At 52.5% G+C, this 17,325-nt stretch carries 17 protein-coding genes; all 17 read left to right on the forward strand.

Annotated features, from left to right (window positions below; genetic code table 11):
* Positions 1 to 394: 394 nt before the first annotated feature.
* A complete protein-coding gene (locus GKC68_RS08715) occupies positions 395 to 877 on the forward strand; it encodes a type VI secretion system tube protein Hcp (RefSeq protein ID WP_028724769.1) in 483 nt (160 codons plus the stop codon).
* Positions 878 to 946: 69 nt separating this feature from the next.
* Entirely contained in the window at positions 947 to 1,804 is an 858-nt protein-coding gene (locus tag GKC68_RS08720; protein WP_263793920.1) for an N-acetylmuramidase domain-containing protein, read from the forward strand.
* An 18-nt stretch (positions 1,805 to 1,822) separates the two neighbouring features.
* Complete coding sequence (locus GKC68_RS08725; RefSeq protein WP_272843087.1) at positions 1,823 to 2,374, forward strand: hypothetical protein; 552 nt, start codon at positions 1,823 to 1,825, stop codon at positions 2,372 to 2,374.
* A gap of 155 nt (positions 2,375 to 2,529) precedes the next feature.
* Positions 2,530 to 3,339, forward strand: coding sequence for a lysozyme inhibitor LprI family protein (locus GKC68_RS08730; RefSeq protein ID WP_342656761.1), 810 nt, complete (start codon positions 2,530 to 2,532; stop codon positions 3,337 to 3,339).
* Between the two features lie 111 nt (positions 3,340 to 3,450).
* Positions 3,451 to 3,684 carry a hypothetical protein gene (locus GKC68_RS08735; RefSeq protein WP_230624163.1) on the forward strand — a complete coding sequence of 78 codons (234 nt, stop codon included), beginning with the start codon at positions 3,451 to 3,453 and terminating at the stop codon, positions 3,682 to 3,684.
* Positions 3,681 to 3,845 carry a lysozyme inhibitor LprI family protein gene (locus GKC68_RS08740; RefSeq protein ID WP_252294669.1) on the forward strand — a complete coding sequence of 55 codons (165 nt, stop codon included), beginning with the start codon at positions 3,681 to 3,683 and terminating at the stop codon, positions 3,843 to 3,845. The genes GKC68_RS08735 and GKC68_RS08740 overlap by 4 nt, the downstream gene beginning before the upstream one ends.
* 89 nt (positions 3,846 to 3,934) lie before the next feature.
* Entirely contained in the window at positions 3,935 to 4,486 is a 552-nt protein-coding gene (locus GKC68_RS08745; protein WP_141240228.1) for a hypothetical protein, read from the forward strand.
* A gap of 94 nt (positions 4,487 to 4,580) precedes the next feature.
* Positions 4,581 to 4,982 (forward strand): lysozyme inhibitor LprI family protein, encoded by a 402-nt coding sequence (locus GKC68_RS08750; RefSeq protein WP_047713451.1) that lies wholly within the window; start codon positions 4,581 to 4,583, stop codon positions 4,980 to 4,982.
* Positions 4,983 to 5,116: 134 nt separating this feature from the next.
* Positions 5,117 to 7,012: a type VI secretion system-associated FHA domain protein TagH gene (gene tagH / locus GKC68_RS08755; protein WP_028724766.1), complete on the forward strand. Its 1,896-nt coding sequence runs from the start codon at positions 5,117 to 5,119 to the stop codon at positions 7,010 to 7,012.
* A complete protein-coding gene (locus GKC68_RS08760; RefSeq protein ID WP_013026239.1) occupies positions 7,009 to 7,800 on the forward strand; it encodes a protein phosphatase 2C domain-containing protein in 792 nt (263 codons plus the stop codon). Before tagH ends, GKC68_RS08760 begins: the two co-directional genes overlap by 4 nt.
* A gap of 10 nt (positions 7,801 to 7,810) precedes the next feature.
* Entirely contained in the window at positions 7,811 to 8,824 is a 1,014-nt protein-coding gene (locus GKC68_RS08765; RefSeq protein ID WP_033778159.1) for a hypothetical protein, read from the forward strand.
* Positions 8,825 to 8,840: 16 nt separating this feature from the next.
* A complete protein-coding gene (locus GKC68_RS08770; protein WP_028724764.1) occupies positions 8,841 to 9,668 on the forward strand; it encodes a type VI secretion system accessory protein TagJ in 828 nt (275 codons plus the stop codon).
* Entirely contained in the window at positions 9,658 to 10,233 is a 576-nt protein-coding gene (gene tssE, locus GKC68_RS08775; protein WP_013026236.1) for a type VI secretion system baseplate subunit TssE, read from the forward strand. Before GKC68_RS08770 ends, tssE begins: the two co-directional genes overlap by 11 nt.
* A gap of 2 nt (positions 10,234 to 10,235) precedes the next feature.
* Positions 10,236 to 12,113 (forward strand): type VI secretion system baseplate subunit TssF, encoded by a 1,878-nt coding sequence (gene tssF, locus GKC68_RS08780; RefSeq protein ID WP_028724763.1) that lies wholly within the window; start codon positions 10,236 to 10,238, stop codon positions 12,111 to 12,113.
* Positions 12,110 to 13,159, forward strand: coding sequence for a type VI secretion system baseplate subunit TssG (gene tssG, locus GKC68_RS08785; RefSeq protein ID WP_028715272.1), 1,050 nt, complete (start codon positions 12,110 to 12,112; stop codon positions 13,157 to 13,159). Before tssF ends, tssG begins: the two co-directional genes overlap by 4 nt.
* Positions 13,160 to 13,212: 53 nt before the next feature.
* Positions 13,213 to 15,822 (forward strand): type VI secretion system ATPase TssH, encoded by a 2,610-nt coding sequence (tssH, locus tag GKC68_RS08790; RefSeq protein WP_015700022.1) that lies wholly within the window; start codon positions 13,213 to 13,215, stop codon positions 15,820 to 15,822.
* A 29-nt stretch (positions 15,823 to 15,851) separates the two neighbouring features.
* Positions 15,852 to 17,315: a protein kinase gene (locus GKC68_RS08795; protein ID WP_342656762.1), complete on the forward strand. Its 1,464-nt coding sequence runs from the start codon at positions 15,852 to 15,854 to the stop codon at positions 17,313 to 17,315.
* Positions 17,316 to 17,325 lie beyond the last annotated feature (10 nt).

Consider the following 17,325-nt stretch of genomic DNA (forward strand, 5'->3'; position numbering starts at 1 on the left):
CATCATAGATTTATCAGTATAATGATCGACCTGTGTTTTAAAATATAAAAATGTCGGCTTTGGCGATCTGAAAATTATTTGGGCTTCATTAATCGTTTTTTTACTTTGTTCCAGCAGAGTAATTTTCTTGAAACAAAGTGCGCAACATAATCGGGTTGCCCCATAATTGTCGTGGCTTTTTGCACAATGACATTAATTTGAAATACGAATGCAGCAAAAAATCTCCTGCTATTGCGGTTAATTGTGGTGGGATACTTCGGGGAGCCTGTAGCAACCCCCGGAGTCGAGGCAAAAGTAAAATATGGACTGTTTTATTCAGCCCCATGCTTTTCTCTTTGCCATATAGATGCTTTTTCGAAAGCGACAACTTTTTTCATAACGAAGAGTAAATATTATGGCTATTGATATGTATTTGAAGGTAGACGGCGTTACTGGTGAATCTAAAGATTCAAACCATACCGGCTGGATTGATATTACCTCTTTCTCCTGGGGCGCTAATCAGCCGGGTAATATGAGCGTGGGCGGCGGCGGCGGTGCTGGTAAAGTAAACTTTAACGACCTGCACATTAATGCCAAAATCGATAAGGCTGTCACTGCACTGTTGAAAAACTGTGCCAGCGGTAAGCACGTCACCAAAGTTGAAGTTTCAGTTTGTAAGGCTGGCGGTACACAAATCGAGTACACTCGCATTACCCTGGAAGACGTGCTGGTCACCAACGTGCAGTTCGTGGGCTCTGAACACGACGATACGCTGGGCGTGACCTATGCATTCCAGGCTGCGAAAGTGAAACAGCAGTACTGGGAGCAGAGTTCTTCCGGTGGCAAAGGCGCAGAAAGCAGCGCTGGCTGGAACATCAAAGAGAACAAAGAAGCGTAATGGAATGCGCCTCCATCAGGAGGCGCACTTTCATATGATCTGTTAAGGTTGGATCAAGAGGGATTTTACGTGACTACAATACAGATAAGCCAAGGTGTTGGCATAAGACAACCGAATAAACCACAAGATGTTAAAACCGTTCAATCATTACTAAACGCCAATAAGGCTATTACCTCTCCAGGTAATGAATTAAAAGTTGATGGTTTCATGGGCGAAAAAACCATTGCTAAAATAAAAGTTTTTCAGGAGAAGGTTGTTGGACTCCGTAACCCTGACGGTATTATTTCTCCCAAGGGTCCTACGATGCGTAGACTGCACGGAAATATCACTCCAGCCAGCAATATTAAGTTAAATCTTGACACCACGGCATCTGCAGTGACTGATGAAATGTATATCAGTATGGCCAAAGCATTAAATTGTGAGCCAGCAGCAATAAAAGCCGTAGTGATGTCGGAGACGAAGCAAAGTCCATTCGATTCGTCTGGTCGGCCGACCATTTTATATGAAAGACATTATTTCAGCAGATTGACCCATAACAAGTATGATGCAACTCACCCTGATATATCGGGGAAAAGATATGATCACTATGGTAAATTTAGCGAGCAATACGATAAGTTAAATAAAGCCATAGCGCTTGATCGTGCAGCTGCACTTCAATCAGCCTCTTGGGGAGCATTCCAAATTATGGGAAGTAACTATGTTACTTCAGGTTATGCGAATATTGAAGAGTTTGTCAAAGGAATGAATACTATTTCGGGCCAAGTATACGCTTTTGTAAATCATGTTTCTCATACACCCACGCTCTTGAATGCAATCCGTACTAAAAACTGGGCAAGTTTTGCAAGATATTATAATGGTAGTGATTATAAAAAGAATAACTATGATGTTCACTTATCACAAAATTATGACCGGGCTCTACATAATTAATTAAGGGTTTTATAAAAAATGAAAATTATCAATTTAGTTCTGTCATTACTTGTTATCAGTCCTTTAGCAAATGCTTCAGTAATCCTTTCTAAACCTCATTCCAGTGATTACGAAAAAAGTATTGTTCAAGAGGCTCAGCATGCAGGCCTTGAGCGAGTTGAATTAGATAAAGCTCAAACCTTCGATTTAGTAAAAGATGGCAAAGTATTAGGCACTCTTGTGCAAGGCAAAGGATGGATAAGACAAGTTCAACCTGTGTGTTTTATTGCCTGGACTAAGGATAGCAAAAAATCTGATCAATTTATTCAGACAATCGGTCAGGGGGATTGGGAAACTGTGGGTTGCCATAAAGTTGATTCGGTTGGTCTGATTTCAAAAAAAGACGATCCTGCTACAAAAATCGCGGTTATTTATACAACCGAAGCTCCTGATCACTATGGTAATGATTACTACATCTTGGGATTAAAAGATGATAGTGACAGCGTATACTACGACCAAGGTGCTACTGAGAAGTTTCAAAATTCATATATTAAAAATATCTCTCAACTTCGTAAGGCTTATCAGAAATAGATTTTTTAATGAAGCCTCTTTAGAAAACAGAAGGAGGCTTTATACTTATTTAAATGAAGAAGTAAAAAAGAATCAACAAGCTAAAAAAGTTTCTTACAGCCAATGTGAATTTAAAAATAAATATCTTTTCTGTATCTCACTCTCAGGCGTCCATCATGCAGAGAAACGGCTTTTTGTTACTTTTTATTGCTTCGCTGGTTACACCGTTACTGTGTTCTGCTGAACAGGGACGTGTTTTAAAATTTGACGGAAAATGGAAAGTTGAACATGTTTATGTTAGCGAAGATATCACTTCCACAAACCTGATGGCGCTAATTTCTGATGACCCGACGCTGAGAGAACGTATTTTTGAATTCACGCCGAATATAATAAAAACGTCAATACCAACAGCCAGTCACTGCGACTTGCCAGATTATGATTCCATGGACGTGACATCAATAAACGCTTTGATGAGCAGGACGACAGAAGGGCAGCTCTCCGATCCGGCTAAAAGCTATGCTCTTCCCGTCAAAGGAACGTTAGCAATTCGTCCTTATCGCATTCATTGTCAGAATGGAAAAATCACCCCGTCGGGTGAAAATAGCGAACATTGGCTTGTAAAACTTGATGAAGAGTCAATATTCCTGAACTGGGATAACCAGTCTTATCTTTTACTAAAAAAGCTCGCTGATGATGCCAAAGTGCAACCTTCGTTCGCCTGCGCAAAAGCTACAAGCGACAGTGAAAAAACCATCTGTCATAATTCGGATCTGTCTTCCTGGGATGTAAGCGTGGCCCAGGCATACAATGTAGCGTTAAAGCAAATTGTGAATACAGGGGTTGATGTCAAATCTCGTTCAGTCGAGCTCCGTCAGGCACAGAAACGCTGGCTGAACGAAAGAAATGCGTGTTCTGTTAATCCAGCGTGTCTGAAGAAAAAAATGCAAGACCGTGTTGATGAACTCGTTGAGTTGGCAAAGCAATAAAATGATCAGTGCCTGTTTAAGTGCGTCTTTTGAGATAAGCGAGCGTGCTTTCTTTACCTTAACAGGCTTGTTGATGAGATGAGATCTGTAATTTTCGGAGTTGAGTGAATAATGAAAATTTACGCAGCTTTTTTCGTAACTTCAATCGCTGCTTTTTCAGCTAGCTGCTTCGCAGAAACACCGTGTTGTAAAACAAGTAATGATGTCGAACCCTATCAATGTTCTGTTAAATATAAAAGCCAGGCTGAAAAAGCGTTACATCACGAATACGGTCTTGCAAGAGAGCGCATCGTAAAAATGTACGGCTCTCAAAAAAACTGGGTGAGCAGTATGTCGGGGTTATGATAGATACGCAGCGTAATTGGCTTAAATTCAGGGATGGTCAATGTCATCTTGAAGCTTTTGCTGCAGAAGAAGGCAGTAATCCATATGCTGTCGCAACGAATCTCTGCATTTATCGAATGGATACTGAGCGTACGGCCGTACTTAAACTGCTGCCATACTGATTTTTTAACAGGCTGATATGACGTTATCGTGGTGCAATGATATTTTCACCATTCAAGTGGTCATTACGTCAATGGATACATAAAATATCATGCGCTATGTACTAATGTTTTTATCGCTGTTAACCCCTTATCAGGTATTGGCTGCGCTTTCCCTGACTCCTGTAGCAGATGCGCCCTATCAGAAAAGTATTTATAAATTATCGTCTGATAAAGGCATTCAGGGCGGTTCTCCCGTTCCACACCAAAGTTTTCATCTGGTTAATGAAGGCAAAGTTCTGGGCAGTTTTATTGCCGGGCAGGGTTTCGACTCACAAGATAAGGACGTGTGTTTTGTCGCCTGGTCAAACAACGCTCATCAGGTAGAGCGTGTTTTACCAACAATTGGATTCGGTGACTGGGAAGCGGAAACATGTTATGCGACTCGCTCTGTCGGCATGCTCGATGAAAAAGAGAATAAAGTCATCATCGCGGTGATATATGACGTTGCGTCTCCCAATACGACAGCGCAGGAAGCCATCATCGTTTCTGTCGACCTGACCAATCACTCAATTACTATCAATGAGCCGTTGACGAGGAAAATTGGAGCTTCAGGAGCAAAATCGATCAAGGAACTGCGAACCCTTTACAGGACAACGCCCTGAGTTGCGCCTTGCCCTGACAGGCGAGTTCCTCACCGTAGTCTGACCTCGGTTAAACAATGCGCTTTTACATCTGTAAAACAGGTCAATATAAAAAATGAAGCTATCTTTTTTGGGATGTGTGACTTTAATCATGTTTGGCTTTTCTTCCGCCGTCTACGCCCTTGATGACTGCGCTAAAAAGACCAGTGATGCCGATGTGTTTAGCTGTGCCGAGAATAACCGGGCACGTGCAGAAGACGATTTAAATCAGGCCTACGGGGCGACGAAAAAACGTATCGAACATGTTTTTCAAAATGAACCAGAAGCTAAAAAGAACTACCAGAGCCTGTTTATTCAATCCCAGCGTCACTGGTTAGCCTACCGTGACGAGCAGTGCCAGTTATATGCGCATCCCGCTGATAAAGGCGCCAACGCGCATACCGTATTTAACAACGAGTGTGTCGCCAGGCTTGATGAGTTGCGCACGAAAGAATTATCAGAAATGCCCTACGATTAACTTTCACGGGGTGGCTATCTGCAACATTAGCGTTGCGTTTATCTTCTACACCATTGAACAGGCTTCTATATCCCGCCTTTCTCCCCGAGAGACGCGAGATATAGATGTCGAACAGCTAACCGCAGGAATCCGTGATGCGCTTTACGATAATAACCGCTAAACCCGGCCATGAACCGCCGCAAATCAGTTTCGATTTTCTTCCTCCAGGCGGCACTATTGGTCGAGGCGTGGATAATAATCTGATATTGCCCGACGACGATCGCACTATTTCTCGCCTGCAGGCTATCGTGCACATTACTGCAGAGGGTGAATGTCGCCTGACCAACCGCGGTAACGTTACGCGCGTGCTGCTGAATGACATCCCGCTTGAACGTGGACGTCAGGTGGAGTTGCAGGACGGCGATATTCTCGGCATCGACGACTATCGCCTGCTGGTTAACGATCTTAATGGCGAGCAGCCATCGCAGCAGCCTCCGTTGACCGCTGCAGCCGCACCTAAGCCGCAGCCCGTACCCAATGCGGTCCCTGTACAGGCGCCGACTGCCAGCACGGCTGCCATTCCCAGCGAGATCTGGGACAGCCTGGCCAAAGAGTTTTCAATTTCTGATGACTTATCGAAACGTAAAAGTGCTGCGCCAGAAATGCCGGAGGCAAATCCGTTAACCTCTACAGCGGCAAACCGTAATCCCGAAGATCCGCTGGCTCAGTTAATGAGCGATAAACCGCTGGATATCGGTCAGCAACCTAAGACAAGTAGCCTGTTTGATGAAGAGGATGCGCTGTTTGCTCAGGAAAGCATTTTTGATGACCGCACGCCCAGCACCTTGTCGGCAAAACAAAATGCGCAAGGGCAGCCCAAAACAGAGGAAACCTCCACGGATGTGGACCCGTTAAATCTGTTTGGCAGCCAGACCACGCCGGACCCGCGTCATCATGACGATCCGCTGGGGTTAATGATGAGCGGTGCAGTGCCGCTGGCTCAGCCAGATATGCCGGTTTCGCAACCTGTGGCTGCGCCATCGCAGCCGAAAGAAAACCATCAGTCTGCATCCTTGCAGCAGAAAGAGCCCTATCAAGCGGTGCCATTACAGCCGCAAGAAAATCACCAGCCGATGCCAGATATCCTGGATACTGCACCGGTTGAGTTGGCTGAATTAAGCAGTTCACCGCTGTTTGATCACACTGAAACGCAGGTCACTCACGATCCCGCTTTCGATCCTCAACCGCAGCCTGCCCAGCCTGAAGGTGCGCAAAGCCCGATTGATTACGGCGGCATCACCTTGCCAACACCGCAGGCGGTGCAACGCACACCTTCGCCCACGCCAAAAGGGCGGCTGCGCATCGATCCGGTTGCCTCGCACAATAACAGTGCTGGGACCGAGCAGAGTGGCAACGCCAGCAGCGGTGATGCCTTAAAGGGCGAGTTGCTGGATGCACTGCTGGAAGGTATGGGCCTGCAGGATCTGCAACCGACACCGCAGTTCGATCGTGAGCAGATGCGGCAGTTCGGCCAGATGCTCAGCATGTTCTCGCAGGGAACGGTGGCACTGCTGTCTTCCCGGTCGATTTTAAAACGCGGTGTAAAAGCCGACATGACCGTGATTCTGGATGATGCTAATAACCCGTTTAAGCTGCTGCCGTCAGGTAAAACCGTATTGATGCAGATGTTTGGCAGCCGGATGCCAGGTTTTATGCCGCCGCGCCAGGCCGTGCGTGACGCGCTAATCGATCTCCAGGCGCACCAGTTAGGGATGATTGCCGGTATTCGCGCCATTATTGCTTCCATGCTGCAGTCTTTTAACCCCGATCAGCTCGAAGAAGAAGCGCGTCAAAACGGTTCCGTATCGCGCATTGGACTACCCGGCAGCCGTAAAGCCGCGCTGTGGGAGCATTTTATTCAGCGCTATGGCGAAACCGCGGGCGAAATTGAAGATGACTTCCATACCTTGTTTGGCGAAGCCTTCTTGCACGCGTACGACATGGAAGTAAATCAGTATAAAGACTCACAAACCCACACGGATGACGCATGAATATCTCTACTGCTTCTACGTCGAATCAGGGCGACCGCGCCAGCAATCAGGATCAAACCGGTGAGAGCATCGGCGAGCGTTCGGCTTGCTTTGTGGTGTGTGATGGTGTGGCAGGGTTTCCCGGCGGTGACGTGGCAGCAAAAATTGCACGCAGTAGCCTGATGGAAGCCTTTGATGGCAATGCGCATCTCGATGCGCAAACCATTCGCGATTACGTAAATTATGCCAATGGCGCCATTCGGCAACAGCAAAAGGCAAACAGTCAGCACAGCCGGATGGGCACCACGCTGGTGAGTTTGTTTATCGACAGAGACTATGAACTGGCCTACTGGGCGCATGCAGGCGACAGTCGGCTTTACCTGTTTCGTCGGGGCTATCTCTACCACGTGACCACCGACCACAGCCTGATTCAGCAAATGAAAGATGCCGGGCACCAGACAGAAGGCATTAACAGTAACCTGCTCTATTTTGCATTAGGCATGGGCGATGAACAGCGGGATGCCAGTTACAGCGATGTGGTGCCTATTGAGGATGGGGATGCCTTTTTGCTGTGTACGGATGGTTTCTGGCATGGCGTGACGCTGGAACAAATGCAGCAATCATTGCATATGGTGAATACGCCAGAAGAGTGGCTGACCCTGATGCAACAAATTATCAAAAACAGCCAACCGCAGGGGGGTCAACAGGACAACTTCAGCGCCATGGCTGTGTGGGTAGGTTCACCAGAAGACACCACCTTATTGCACTCGCTGTCTGATGCGGCGCAGTTTTTCCCTCTTCGAGATTGAGAACGCCAACATGAAATATGGATTAGTGGGCCTGACTGCATTGCTGTTGAGTACACATGCCTTTGCAGAGAACTATCGCATTGTGCAGTCGCCAACTCAGAAACTGGATGTCTGGATTGATGATGTAAAAGATAACCAGCTGTCGAGCTGGTGTAAGAGCACCGTAAACCTGCGCATTGTGACGCATGGCGATAAAGATGCGTCGGTGCTGAGTGATTTCCTGCCGCGCGTTGCGGGCCTGATGGCCTCACAATGTAAGCCGTTACAGCAGCTGCACTGGCAATTAACCGATACCGACGGCGGCGCTCTGGCCAATGGTACGGCCGCGAAAGCGCAGCAGTGGAAATCGGTGGTGACTCCGCCTGCCGCTGCACAGCCCGTTCAACCGGTTCAGCCCGCCCAACAGGCGCCGGTGCAGCAGGCGCCCGTCAACCAGCCCGCCGCCCCTGTCGTGCTGAATTCGCCAGCAGCGGATACCACACCCTGGCTTCAGTTTAGCTTGCTGGACGGTTGCCATTTCCGCACCTGGTGGCACCAGCCCTCGCAGGCCAGCGCCCTGTTTGTGCCGGCTAAACAGGGCGTCACCTGCGGCAAAGATGGTTGGTTAAGCGGGCACAGCACGTTGACCCAGACGGGCAAAGACGCGACCAAATCCGTTTCCGTGAGTTTTCTGCAGGGGTTCCCGGTAGCGGGCCTGAACGATAAACAGCAGGTTGATGAACTGACCATTACCACGGTTAACAGCGAACGCATGGTGCTGAGTGATGAAAAGTCACCCGACAGCTGGCTGGTGTTGCCATTTAGCCAGCAGTTTAACGGCTGGCAGGCGATAAACCAGGTGGTGGTTGAGATGCCCGCCAGTGAAGCGGCAGACGAAAATGCGCTGCGTGCGCGCCTGCAGGAAGTGCGTAAGATCTGGTCACCCTGGTTAAGTAGCCCTGCATCCATTAAGGTGCAGTTGGTGGAAAAACTGCATCCGGAACTCAAAGATCCGGCCGCAGCCGTGTATCGCACCATCAACTAAGGCATAAGGAGTTTGAATGGACTCATTACAACAGCGACTGGCGAATGCCAGCCTGGCAGAAAACCTGTCCAGCATCACTGCGCAAATCCAGGCCAATCCGGCTGATGCGGATTTACGGGCGGCGTTTGTGCAACTCCTGTGCCTTGACGGTAACTGGAGCAGGGCGCAGACACAGCTGAAATCCTGGCTGGCCATGCTCCCTCAGGCGCAGCCCACCGTGACTTTGCTGCAACAGGCTATCGAGGGCGAACAGAAACGTGCAGCGGTTATGCGCGGTGAAGCCGAGCCGCAACTGCCGGGAAGCGCCTGGCCGTGGTGCCAGGTCTTACTGGCCGCGCTGAAAGCGGACATAGCGGGCGACAAGGCCGTCGGTGCGGCACTGCGTGCTCAGGCGCTGGAAAGCGCAGAGGCCAGCGCCGGTTCGGCCACAACCCACGAGGGGGAAAGCCAGTTCGCCTGGATAATGGACGGTGACAGTCGCTTCGGACCGGTCTGTGAAGCCATCGCCAATGGGCATTATTACTGGATCCCGTTTGCTGCCATCAGCGAAATAGAGTTTCAGGCACCGGCAAGCGTCACGGATCTGGTCTGGCGCCATACTCGCCTGCAGCTGGTGGACGGAAGTGAGCAAATTTGTCAGATTCCGGTGCGCTACCCGCTTCAGGATAAGGCTGATGAACGCTTCCTGCGGGCAAGCGTAACAGAGTGGCAGGAATCAGGCAGCGATGACGGTCAGTTTATCGGTCACGGGCAAAAGATGTGGCTCAGCGATGAGGCGGAATATCCCTTACTGACGCTGCAGCAGCTTATTTTCAACGAAACTGAGTTACCTCATGAGTCGTAATGACAATTCGTCCGGTGACGGCTATTCGCAGCTGCACGGCGGCTATCGTGCGCGCAAAAATCGCGACACGCTGACGGCGCGTGACAAACTGCAGTCGTCCCTGCTGGACAGGCTGACAGACGACGCGCCAGATAAAACTACCGAGTCAGGCAACAGTTCGATCATTACCCACAGTACGCTGCGGCGTAACGTTCTGCGCGACCTGCAGTGGTTATTCAACACCATCAATAATGAGGCACAGCACGATCTGAGCGACCTGACGGAGGTCCAGCGTTCCGTGCTGAATTTTGGCGTGGCCCCCCTGGCGGGACAAAATATCTCGGACATCGAATGGCAGGATATGCAACGGAAAATGACCGACGCCATTCTGCACTTTGAGCCACGCATTTTACCCCAGGGCTTACAGGTTCGCTGCGTAAGCGACCTGACCTCTCTGAGTCTGCACAACGTACTATCGATTGAGATTAAAGGCCGGTTATGGTGTGTGCCGTACCCGCTGGAGTTTCTGTTCCGCACTCAGGTTGATTTAGAGAGCGGCCATTTTGAACTACAGGATGCAGGTTAATCATGGACAGCAAGCTGCTTGATTACTACAACCGTGAACTGGCCTATCTGCGCGAGATGGGCGCGGAGTTTGCTGCCCAGTATCCTAAGGTCGCCGGGCGGCTTGGTATGCGCGGCATTGACGTCGCCGATCCTTATGTCGAAAGACTTATGGAGGGTTTCGCGTTTCTGACCTCACGCGTACAGTTAAAGATGGATGCCGAGTTTCCACGCTTTTCTCAGCGGATGCTGGAAATGGTGGCACCGGGCTACCTTTCACCTACGCCGTCGATGGCCATCGCCCAGCTCACGCCAGACAGCCGCAAAGGCGATATCAGCAACGGTTTCCTGGTGCCGCGCGGCACAATGATGGAAAGCCAGAACCTGAAAAAAACGGGCGTCACCTGCAGCTATACCACCGCGCACGATGTGATGTTACAGCCCCTGCGCATCAGCGATGTGTCATTAGGTGGCGTGCCGGCGGATATCCCGTTAGGCGAGTTGAAAGCGGGCGGTTCGACGGCGGCGTCCAGCGCCCTCCGTATCCGCATCACCTGCGAAGGCATTTCATCGTTAAGCCAGCTCAGTCTCGATGACGTGATGTTTTTCCTGAGCGGACCCGATATTCAGGCCCTGAAACTGATGGAGCTGCTGATGCAGCATCGCGTCGGAATCATCCTGCAGTCCGTGGAAGAAAAACCGCAACGTCAGATTCTGCCGGATGACGCGCTTCAGCAGGAAGGCTTTTCGACTGAGCAGGCCCTGCTGCCCGACGATCTGCGTAATTTTGACGGCTACCGCCTGCTGCAGGAGTATTTTGCATTCCCGGCACGCTTCCAGTTTATCAGCCTGCGTCAGCTGTCGCCTTTCCTGCAGCGCTGCGATAACGCCCTGTCGTTTGACATCGTCATCTTGCTGGATAAGGCCGATGCGGCGCTGGAAAGCGTTGTCGACATCGCCCATCTGGCCCTGCACTGCACGCCGGTCATTAACCTGTTCCCGAAAACCGCCGAGCGGCTTAAGGTCAGTGACAGTCAGCACGAGTATCACCTGGTGGTCGATAACATTCGTCCGCTGGACTATGAGATTCATTCGGTGAAGCGCTTGTTTGCCTCTGTCGAAGGGCAGCGCGAAGAGCAGATCTTCCGGCCGTTCTGGAGCACCTTCAGCCATGACGGCGGGGATTATGGCGCTTACTTCTCACTGCGGCGCGAGCAGCGCACGCTCTCTGAGCACGCGTTGCGCTATGGCACCCGAACAGGCTATATCGGTTCTGAAGTCTTTCTCTCCCTGGTGGATCAAAATCATACGCCGTGGAACAGCGATATCCGCTATTTGTCTGCGGAAGTGATGTGCACCAGCCGTGACCTGCCTTTAATGCTGCTACAGCAGGAGCAGGGCAACTTTGTGATGCCGGATTCCATTCCTGTCGGGCAACTTAAACTGTGCAAAGGCCCGACGCCACCGCGTCCGGCACTGGCTGAAGGGCTTTCAGCATGGCGACTCATCAGTCATCTGCAGATGAACTATCTGAGCCTGATGGACAGCAGCGACGGCGAAGGGGCTGCGGCACTGCGCCAGATGCTGAGCCTGTATGCCAGCCTGGCCGAAACGCCGCTAACGCGTCAGATTGACGGAATTCGTCACTGCAACCTCAAAGCCGTTCACCGCCGTGTGCCCGAGCCGGGCCCCGTAGTGTTTGCGCGCGGGGTCAGCATTGCGCTTGAGGTAGATGAGCAGGCGTTTTCCGGTGCCAGCCCCTGGCTGTTCGGCAGCGTGCTGGAGCGGGTCTTTTCTCGCCTTGTGGCGCTTAACAGCTTTACCGAATTCACCCTGAGCAGCCAGCAGCGCGGCGAAGTGGGCTACTGGCCGCCGCGCATGGGCAAAAAGGCGCTGCTATGAGTGAGACGGCGCACGTTATTCCCCTACAGCGGGCGGTGCGTCTGCCTGACGGTTTCTGGCAGGCCGTGATGGCCGCACCCTGGCGCTATGATCTGTTTCAGCTGTTACGCAAGCTCGACGCCCAGAGTGGGCAGCGTTATGCCTTAGGTAAAGCGCCACTGCCCAAATTTGAGGCCGTGCGTATCGGGCAAAAGCCATCTCTGGCCTTTGCACCATCGACCGTGTCACAGGTTAAAGCGCGTGAGCATGACGAACGCTACGACGTCTCCATTTACAGCTTTGGGCTGTTTGGTCCTAACGGTCCTCTCCCTACGCACCTGACGGAATATGTGCGCGGACGTATCGATCACCATCAGGATCACAGCCTGAGCGCTTTCGCCGATCTGTTTCATCATCGTGCCACGCTGTTGTTCTATCGTGCCTGGGCTAATTCACAGCCAACCAGCTCTCTGGATCGCCGCGACGATCGGCGCTTCCAGGATTACCTGGCCTGCGTGGCCGGTATTGGGTTACCGGCCCAGCAGAAAGCCAGTTCGCTGAGCCTGCATGCGCGCCTCATGCTGTCAGGGCATCTCAGCCGCCACGGTCACGATGCCGAAGGGCTGGTACGCATTTTGCGTCACTACTTTGCCGTTCCGGTTAAGCTGCAACAGAACGTGCCGCAGTGGTTATCCCTGGACAGCCGCGATCAGGCCCGTCTGTCGGCCGGTCGCCATATGCCGCGCCTGGGTGAATCGGCCTTTCTCGGCGTAGCCGTTCGTGATGTACAGCATCGTTTTCGTCTGCGCATCGGTCCACTGAGCGCCGAGCAGTACGAACGTTTTTTACCCAACGCGCAAGGCGCTTGCGAAGTGCGTGACTGGGTGCGCCACTATCTGGGTATTGAGATGCAGTGGGATCTCAGCCTGATTCTGGCAGCCGATGCCGTTAAGGGCGTTACCCTTGGCGGTCAGGCGCGGCTGGGCTACACCAGTTGGCTTGGACAGCAACCGCAGCCTGTCGATCGTGAAGATTTTGCCTTTGAGGTTGAAGCTACGCCGTCATAGCCCAACCGCTTTCCCCGATAGTTAGCCCGCTTCTTTCAATAAAGAGAACCGATATGTCAGAGATCAGCCGTGCCGTGCTATTCGGCAAACTGGATACGCTGTTATTTACCTCGCTTGAGAGTGCGACCGCCTTTTGTAAACTGCGTGGCAACCCCTACGTTGAACTGGTGCACTGGTTGCATCAGCTCATGCAGCAGCAGGATGGCGATCTTCAGCAGGTGATTAAGCATTTTTCACTGGATGAAAACGCGCTGACGCGGGATATCGTCGCTGCACTGGACCGCCTGCCGCGCGGTGCGGGTGCGGTGTCCGATCTCGCAGAACACATCGACAGCGCCGTTGAGCGCGCCTGGGTTTATGCATCACTCAAATACGGTGCGACCCGCATTCGCGGTGGTCACCTGCTGATAGGTATGCTGAAGACCTTTACGCTCGCCAGCGTCCTGAAAGGCATTTCACCTCAGTTTTCACGCGTGAACGCCGATGCTTTACTGGAGCAGTTCGATACCTTACTGGCCAACAGCAAAGAAGTTCAGCAGGCGCTGGTTCAGCCCGCAGGCGATGCTGCCGCCCCTCCGGCGGCGGGCGACAGCACGTTAGCGCAGTATGCGCAGGATCTGACCGCGCGAGCGCGCGACGGCAAGATCGACCCGGTTGCGGGCCGTGATGAAGAGATCCGCCAGATGGTGGATATCCTGATGCGCCGTCGCCAGAACAATCCGTTACTCACCGGTGAAGCTGGCGTGGGTAAAACGGCAGTGGTAGAAGGGCTGGCGCTACGCATTGCCGCCGGTGATGTGCCGGCACCGCTGCGTGATGTGCAACTGTGGCTGCTGGACATTGGCATGTTGCAGGCCGGTGCAGGAATGAAAGGCGAGTTCGAAGCGCGTTTGCAGGCGCTGATCAATGAAGTGCAATCCAGCCCCACGCCGATTGTGTTGTTCATTGATGAGATTCACACTCTGGTCGGCGCAGGCGGCCAGCAGGGCACAGGCGATGCCGCCAACCTGTTAAAACCGGCCCTGGCTCGCGGACAGTTGCGCACGATTGGCGCAACGACCTGGGCAGAATACAAGAAATACATCGAAAAAGATCCTGCATTGACCCGCCGCTTCCAGACCGTTCAGGTGCAGGAGCCGGATGAAGCAAAAGCGATCCTGATGCTGCGCAGCACCGTGAGCGCGCTTGAGAAACACCATCAGGTGCTGTTACTGGATGAAGCCGTCAGCGCCGCCGTTAAGCTCTCTCACCGTTACATTCCTGCCCGCCAGCTGCCGGATAAAGCCGTAGCCTTACTGGATACCGCCTGTGCACGCGTTGCCGTCAGCCAGGGCGCACAGCCTGCCGCGCTGGAAGACTGCCTGCACCGTCTGGCCGCGCTGGAAATCGAAGCGGAGATCGCCGAACGTGAAGTTAAAGTGGGGCTGGGTGATGAAACCCGCCAGGCCACGATTGCCGCCCAGCGCGCTGCCCTGGAAGCAGAGCGCGATGCGTTGGACGCCCGCTGGCAGCAGGAGCGTGAGCTGGTCGAACAGCTGATTGCCCTGCGCGCGCGTTGCGTGACCGAAGGGGAAACTTCCCTGCGCGAGCAGCTCGATGAAACCCGACAGAAGTTGCACGCGGTTCAGGGCGAAGCGCCGTTACTGTTTGCTGCCGTTGACGCCAGCGTCGTTGCCGCAGTGGTATCCGACTGGACCGGCATTCCGCTGGGCCGGATGGTGAAAAACGAAATTGACGCCGTGCTTAACCTCGCGGACACGCTGAATCAGCGCGTGATTGGGCAGCGTCACGGGCTGGATCTGATTGCCAAACGCGTTCGCACCTCACGCGCCCGACTGGACAATCCTAATAAACCGGTCGGTGTGTTTATGCTCTGTGGCCCGTCAGGCGTCGGGAAAACCGAAACCGCGCTGGCGCTGGCCGAATCGCTTTATGGTGGAGAGCAAAACATCATCACCATCAACATGAGCGAGTTCCAGGAAGCGCACACCGTTTCAACGCTGAAAGGGGCGCCTCCAGGCTATGTAGGTTACGGTGAAGGCGGTGTGCTGACGGAGGCCGTGCGTCGTCGTCCTTACAGTGTGGTGCTGCTGGATGAGATTGAAAAAGCCCATCCTGATGTGCATGAGCTGTTTTTCCAGGTGTTCGACAAAGGCTGGATGGAAGATGGCGAAGGGCGCCACATTGATTTCCGCAATACCATTATCATCCTCACCTCTAACGTCGGTACGCAACTGATCAGTGCGCTCTGTGCCGATCCGGAACTGATGCCGGATCCTGATGCGCTCAGCACCGCTTTACGTAAACCCTTACTGGAGGTGTTCCCGCCAGCACTGCTGGGCCGTCTGCTGGTGGTGCCTTACTATCCCCTCAGTGACGAGATGCTGGCAGAGATTGTTAAGCTGCAACTGGGGCGCATTGTACGCCGCTTGGAAGAGAACCACGGTATTGAAGCCATTATTGACGATTCGGTCGTAAGCCAGATCGTGCAGCGTTGTACGGAAGTGGAGTCTGGAGGTCGCATGGTCGATGCCATCCTGACCAATACCCTGTTGCCGCAGATGAGCCAGATACTGCTCAGCGCCCATGCTCGTGATGAACGTTATCGTCGCGTGCAGGTCAGCTGTGATCAGGGCGAGTTTGTTTGCCAGTTTGCTGTCTAAAGCCGTTTGTTATCAGAGAGCTTTCGAATATGTCGGAAAATGATAATCACCCGAATGTACCCAATGCCCTCCCGATTGGTTACCGGTTTAATGAGTTTGAAATCAAAGATGTTATAGGCGGTGGTGGTTTCGGCATTGTCTATCGTGCCTGGGATCACCAACTGGAGCGCGATATCGCGATTAAAGAGTTTATGCCCGCGTCGCTGGCCGTGCGCAGCGACGACCTGAACCTGGTATTGCGGAGCGAGCGATTCAGTAAAACCTTCCATGCGGGCCTGAACAGCTTTATTCAGGAAGCCCGTCTGCTGGCACGTTTTAATCATCCGAACCTGCTTCACGTTCTGCGCTTTTGGGTGCAAAACGATACGGCCTATATGGGCACGGTGTTCTACAGCGGCACCACGCTGTCTAATATGCGTGAACGGCATCCCCATTTAATTGATGAGAACTGGATCCGCCGCTTGCTGCCACCGCTGCTGGGTGCCATCAAGACCATTCATGATGCAGGCTATCTGCACCGCGACATCTCGCTGGATAATATTCAAATTCAGAGCAATGGCGATCCGGTATTACTGGATTTCGGCTCCGCACGCAAAACCATCGGTAACCTTTCTGATGAAAGTGAAACCATGCTGCGTCCGGGCTATGCGCCGATTGAACAGTACAGCGATAACGATGAAAGCGAACAAGGCGCGTGGACGGACATTTACGCCTTGGGTGCTGTGCTGCACACGTTAATCACCGGCTCACCGCCGCCGGTCAGCGTGGTGCGCAGTATTGAAGATAATTATCAACCGCTCGTGCAACGCGCGCCTGCGGGTTACAGCGCAACGCTGCTGGCAGCGGTCGATAGCGCCTTGTCTCTTAAGCCGGAAGATCGTCCACAGAGCATTGATGCCTTCGCGGCCTCAATGGTGCTGCCAGAGAAAGCGCCTGAACCACTGCCTGAAATGAAGCAGAGCGGGCCGGGGACTATGTTGGTACCGGTTGAGGAAGAAGATGAAGCGGCCGCCGCGCCCGCGACGCCGTTTAAAAAACTGATGCGTAACCGCTTTGCACTGCCGGGTCTGGTCGCTGCAGGTGTGCTGGTGGGAGTTTGCGTCGGTGTCCTGATGGCGGGCGGCGACAAAGACGGTGATGCACCTGCCAATGTGGCACAGACCGAAACGGCCCCAGCCACTCAGGCACCGGCTGAACAACCTGCTGCCACGCCTGCGCAAACCCAGACTGCCCAGGCCGAGCCGGAAAAACCTCAGGAGCCGGTTGCACCACCGCCTGAACCTGTGGCGCAGGTTTATATTAAACTCCAGCCCGGCGAGCGTGTTCAGGTGAATGGCAAGCCTCAGGCAGTGGTACCGGCAGCCAATGGTTTTGCTGCGCTGCAGCTGGCACCCGGCAACTACACGTTTTCTGTAACAGGTCAGGGTGGCGAACGTGAACAAACGTTGACCATTAATCAGCAAGGCGTCTGGTTACTTGATCCCCATATTTAACAGGTATGTC

Origin of the sequence: Pantoea sp. RSPAM1 (assembly GCF_038816185.1) — a bacterium.
GTDB lineage: Bacteria > Pseudomonadota > Gammaproteobacteria > Enterobacterales > Enterobacteriaceae > Pantoea > Pantoea ananatis.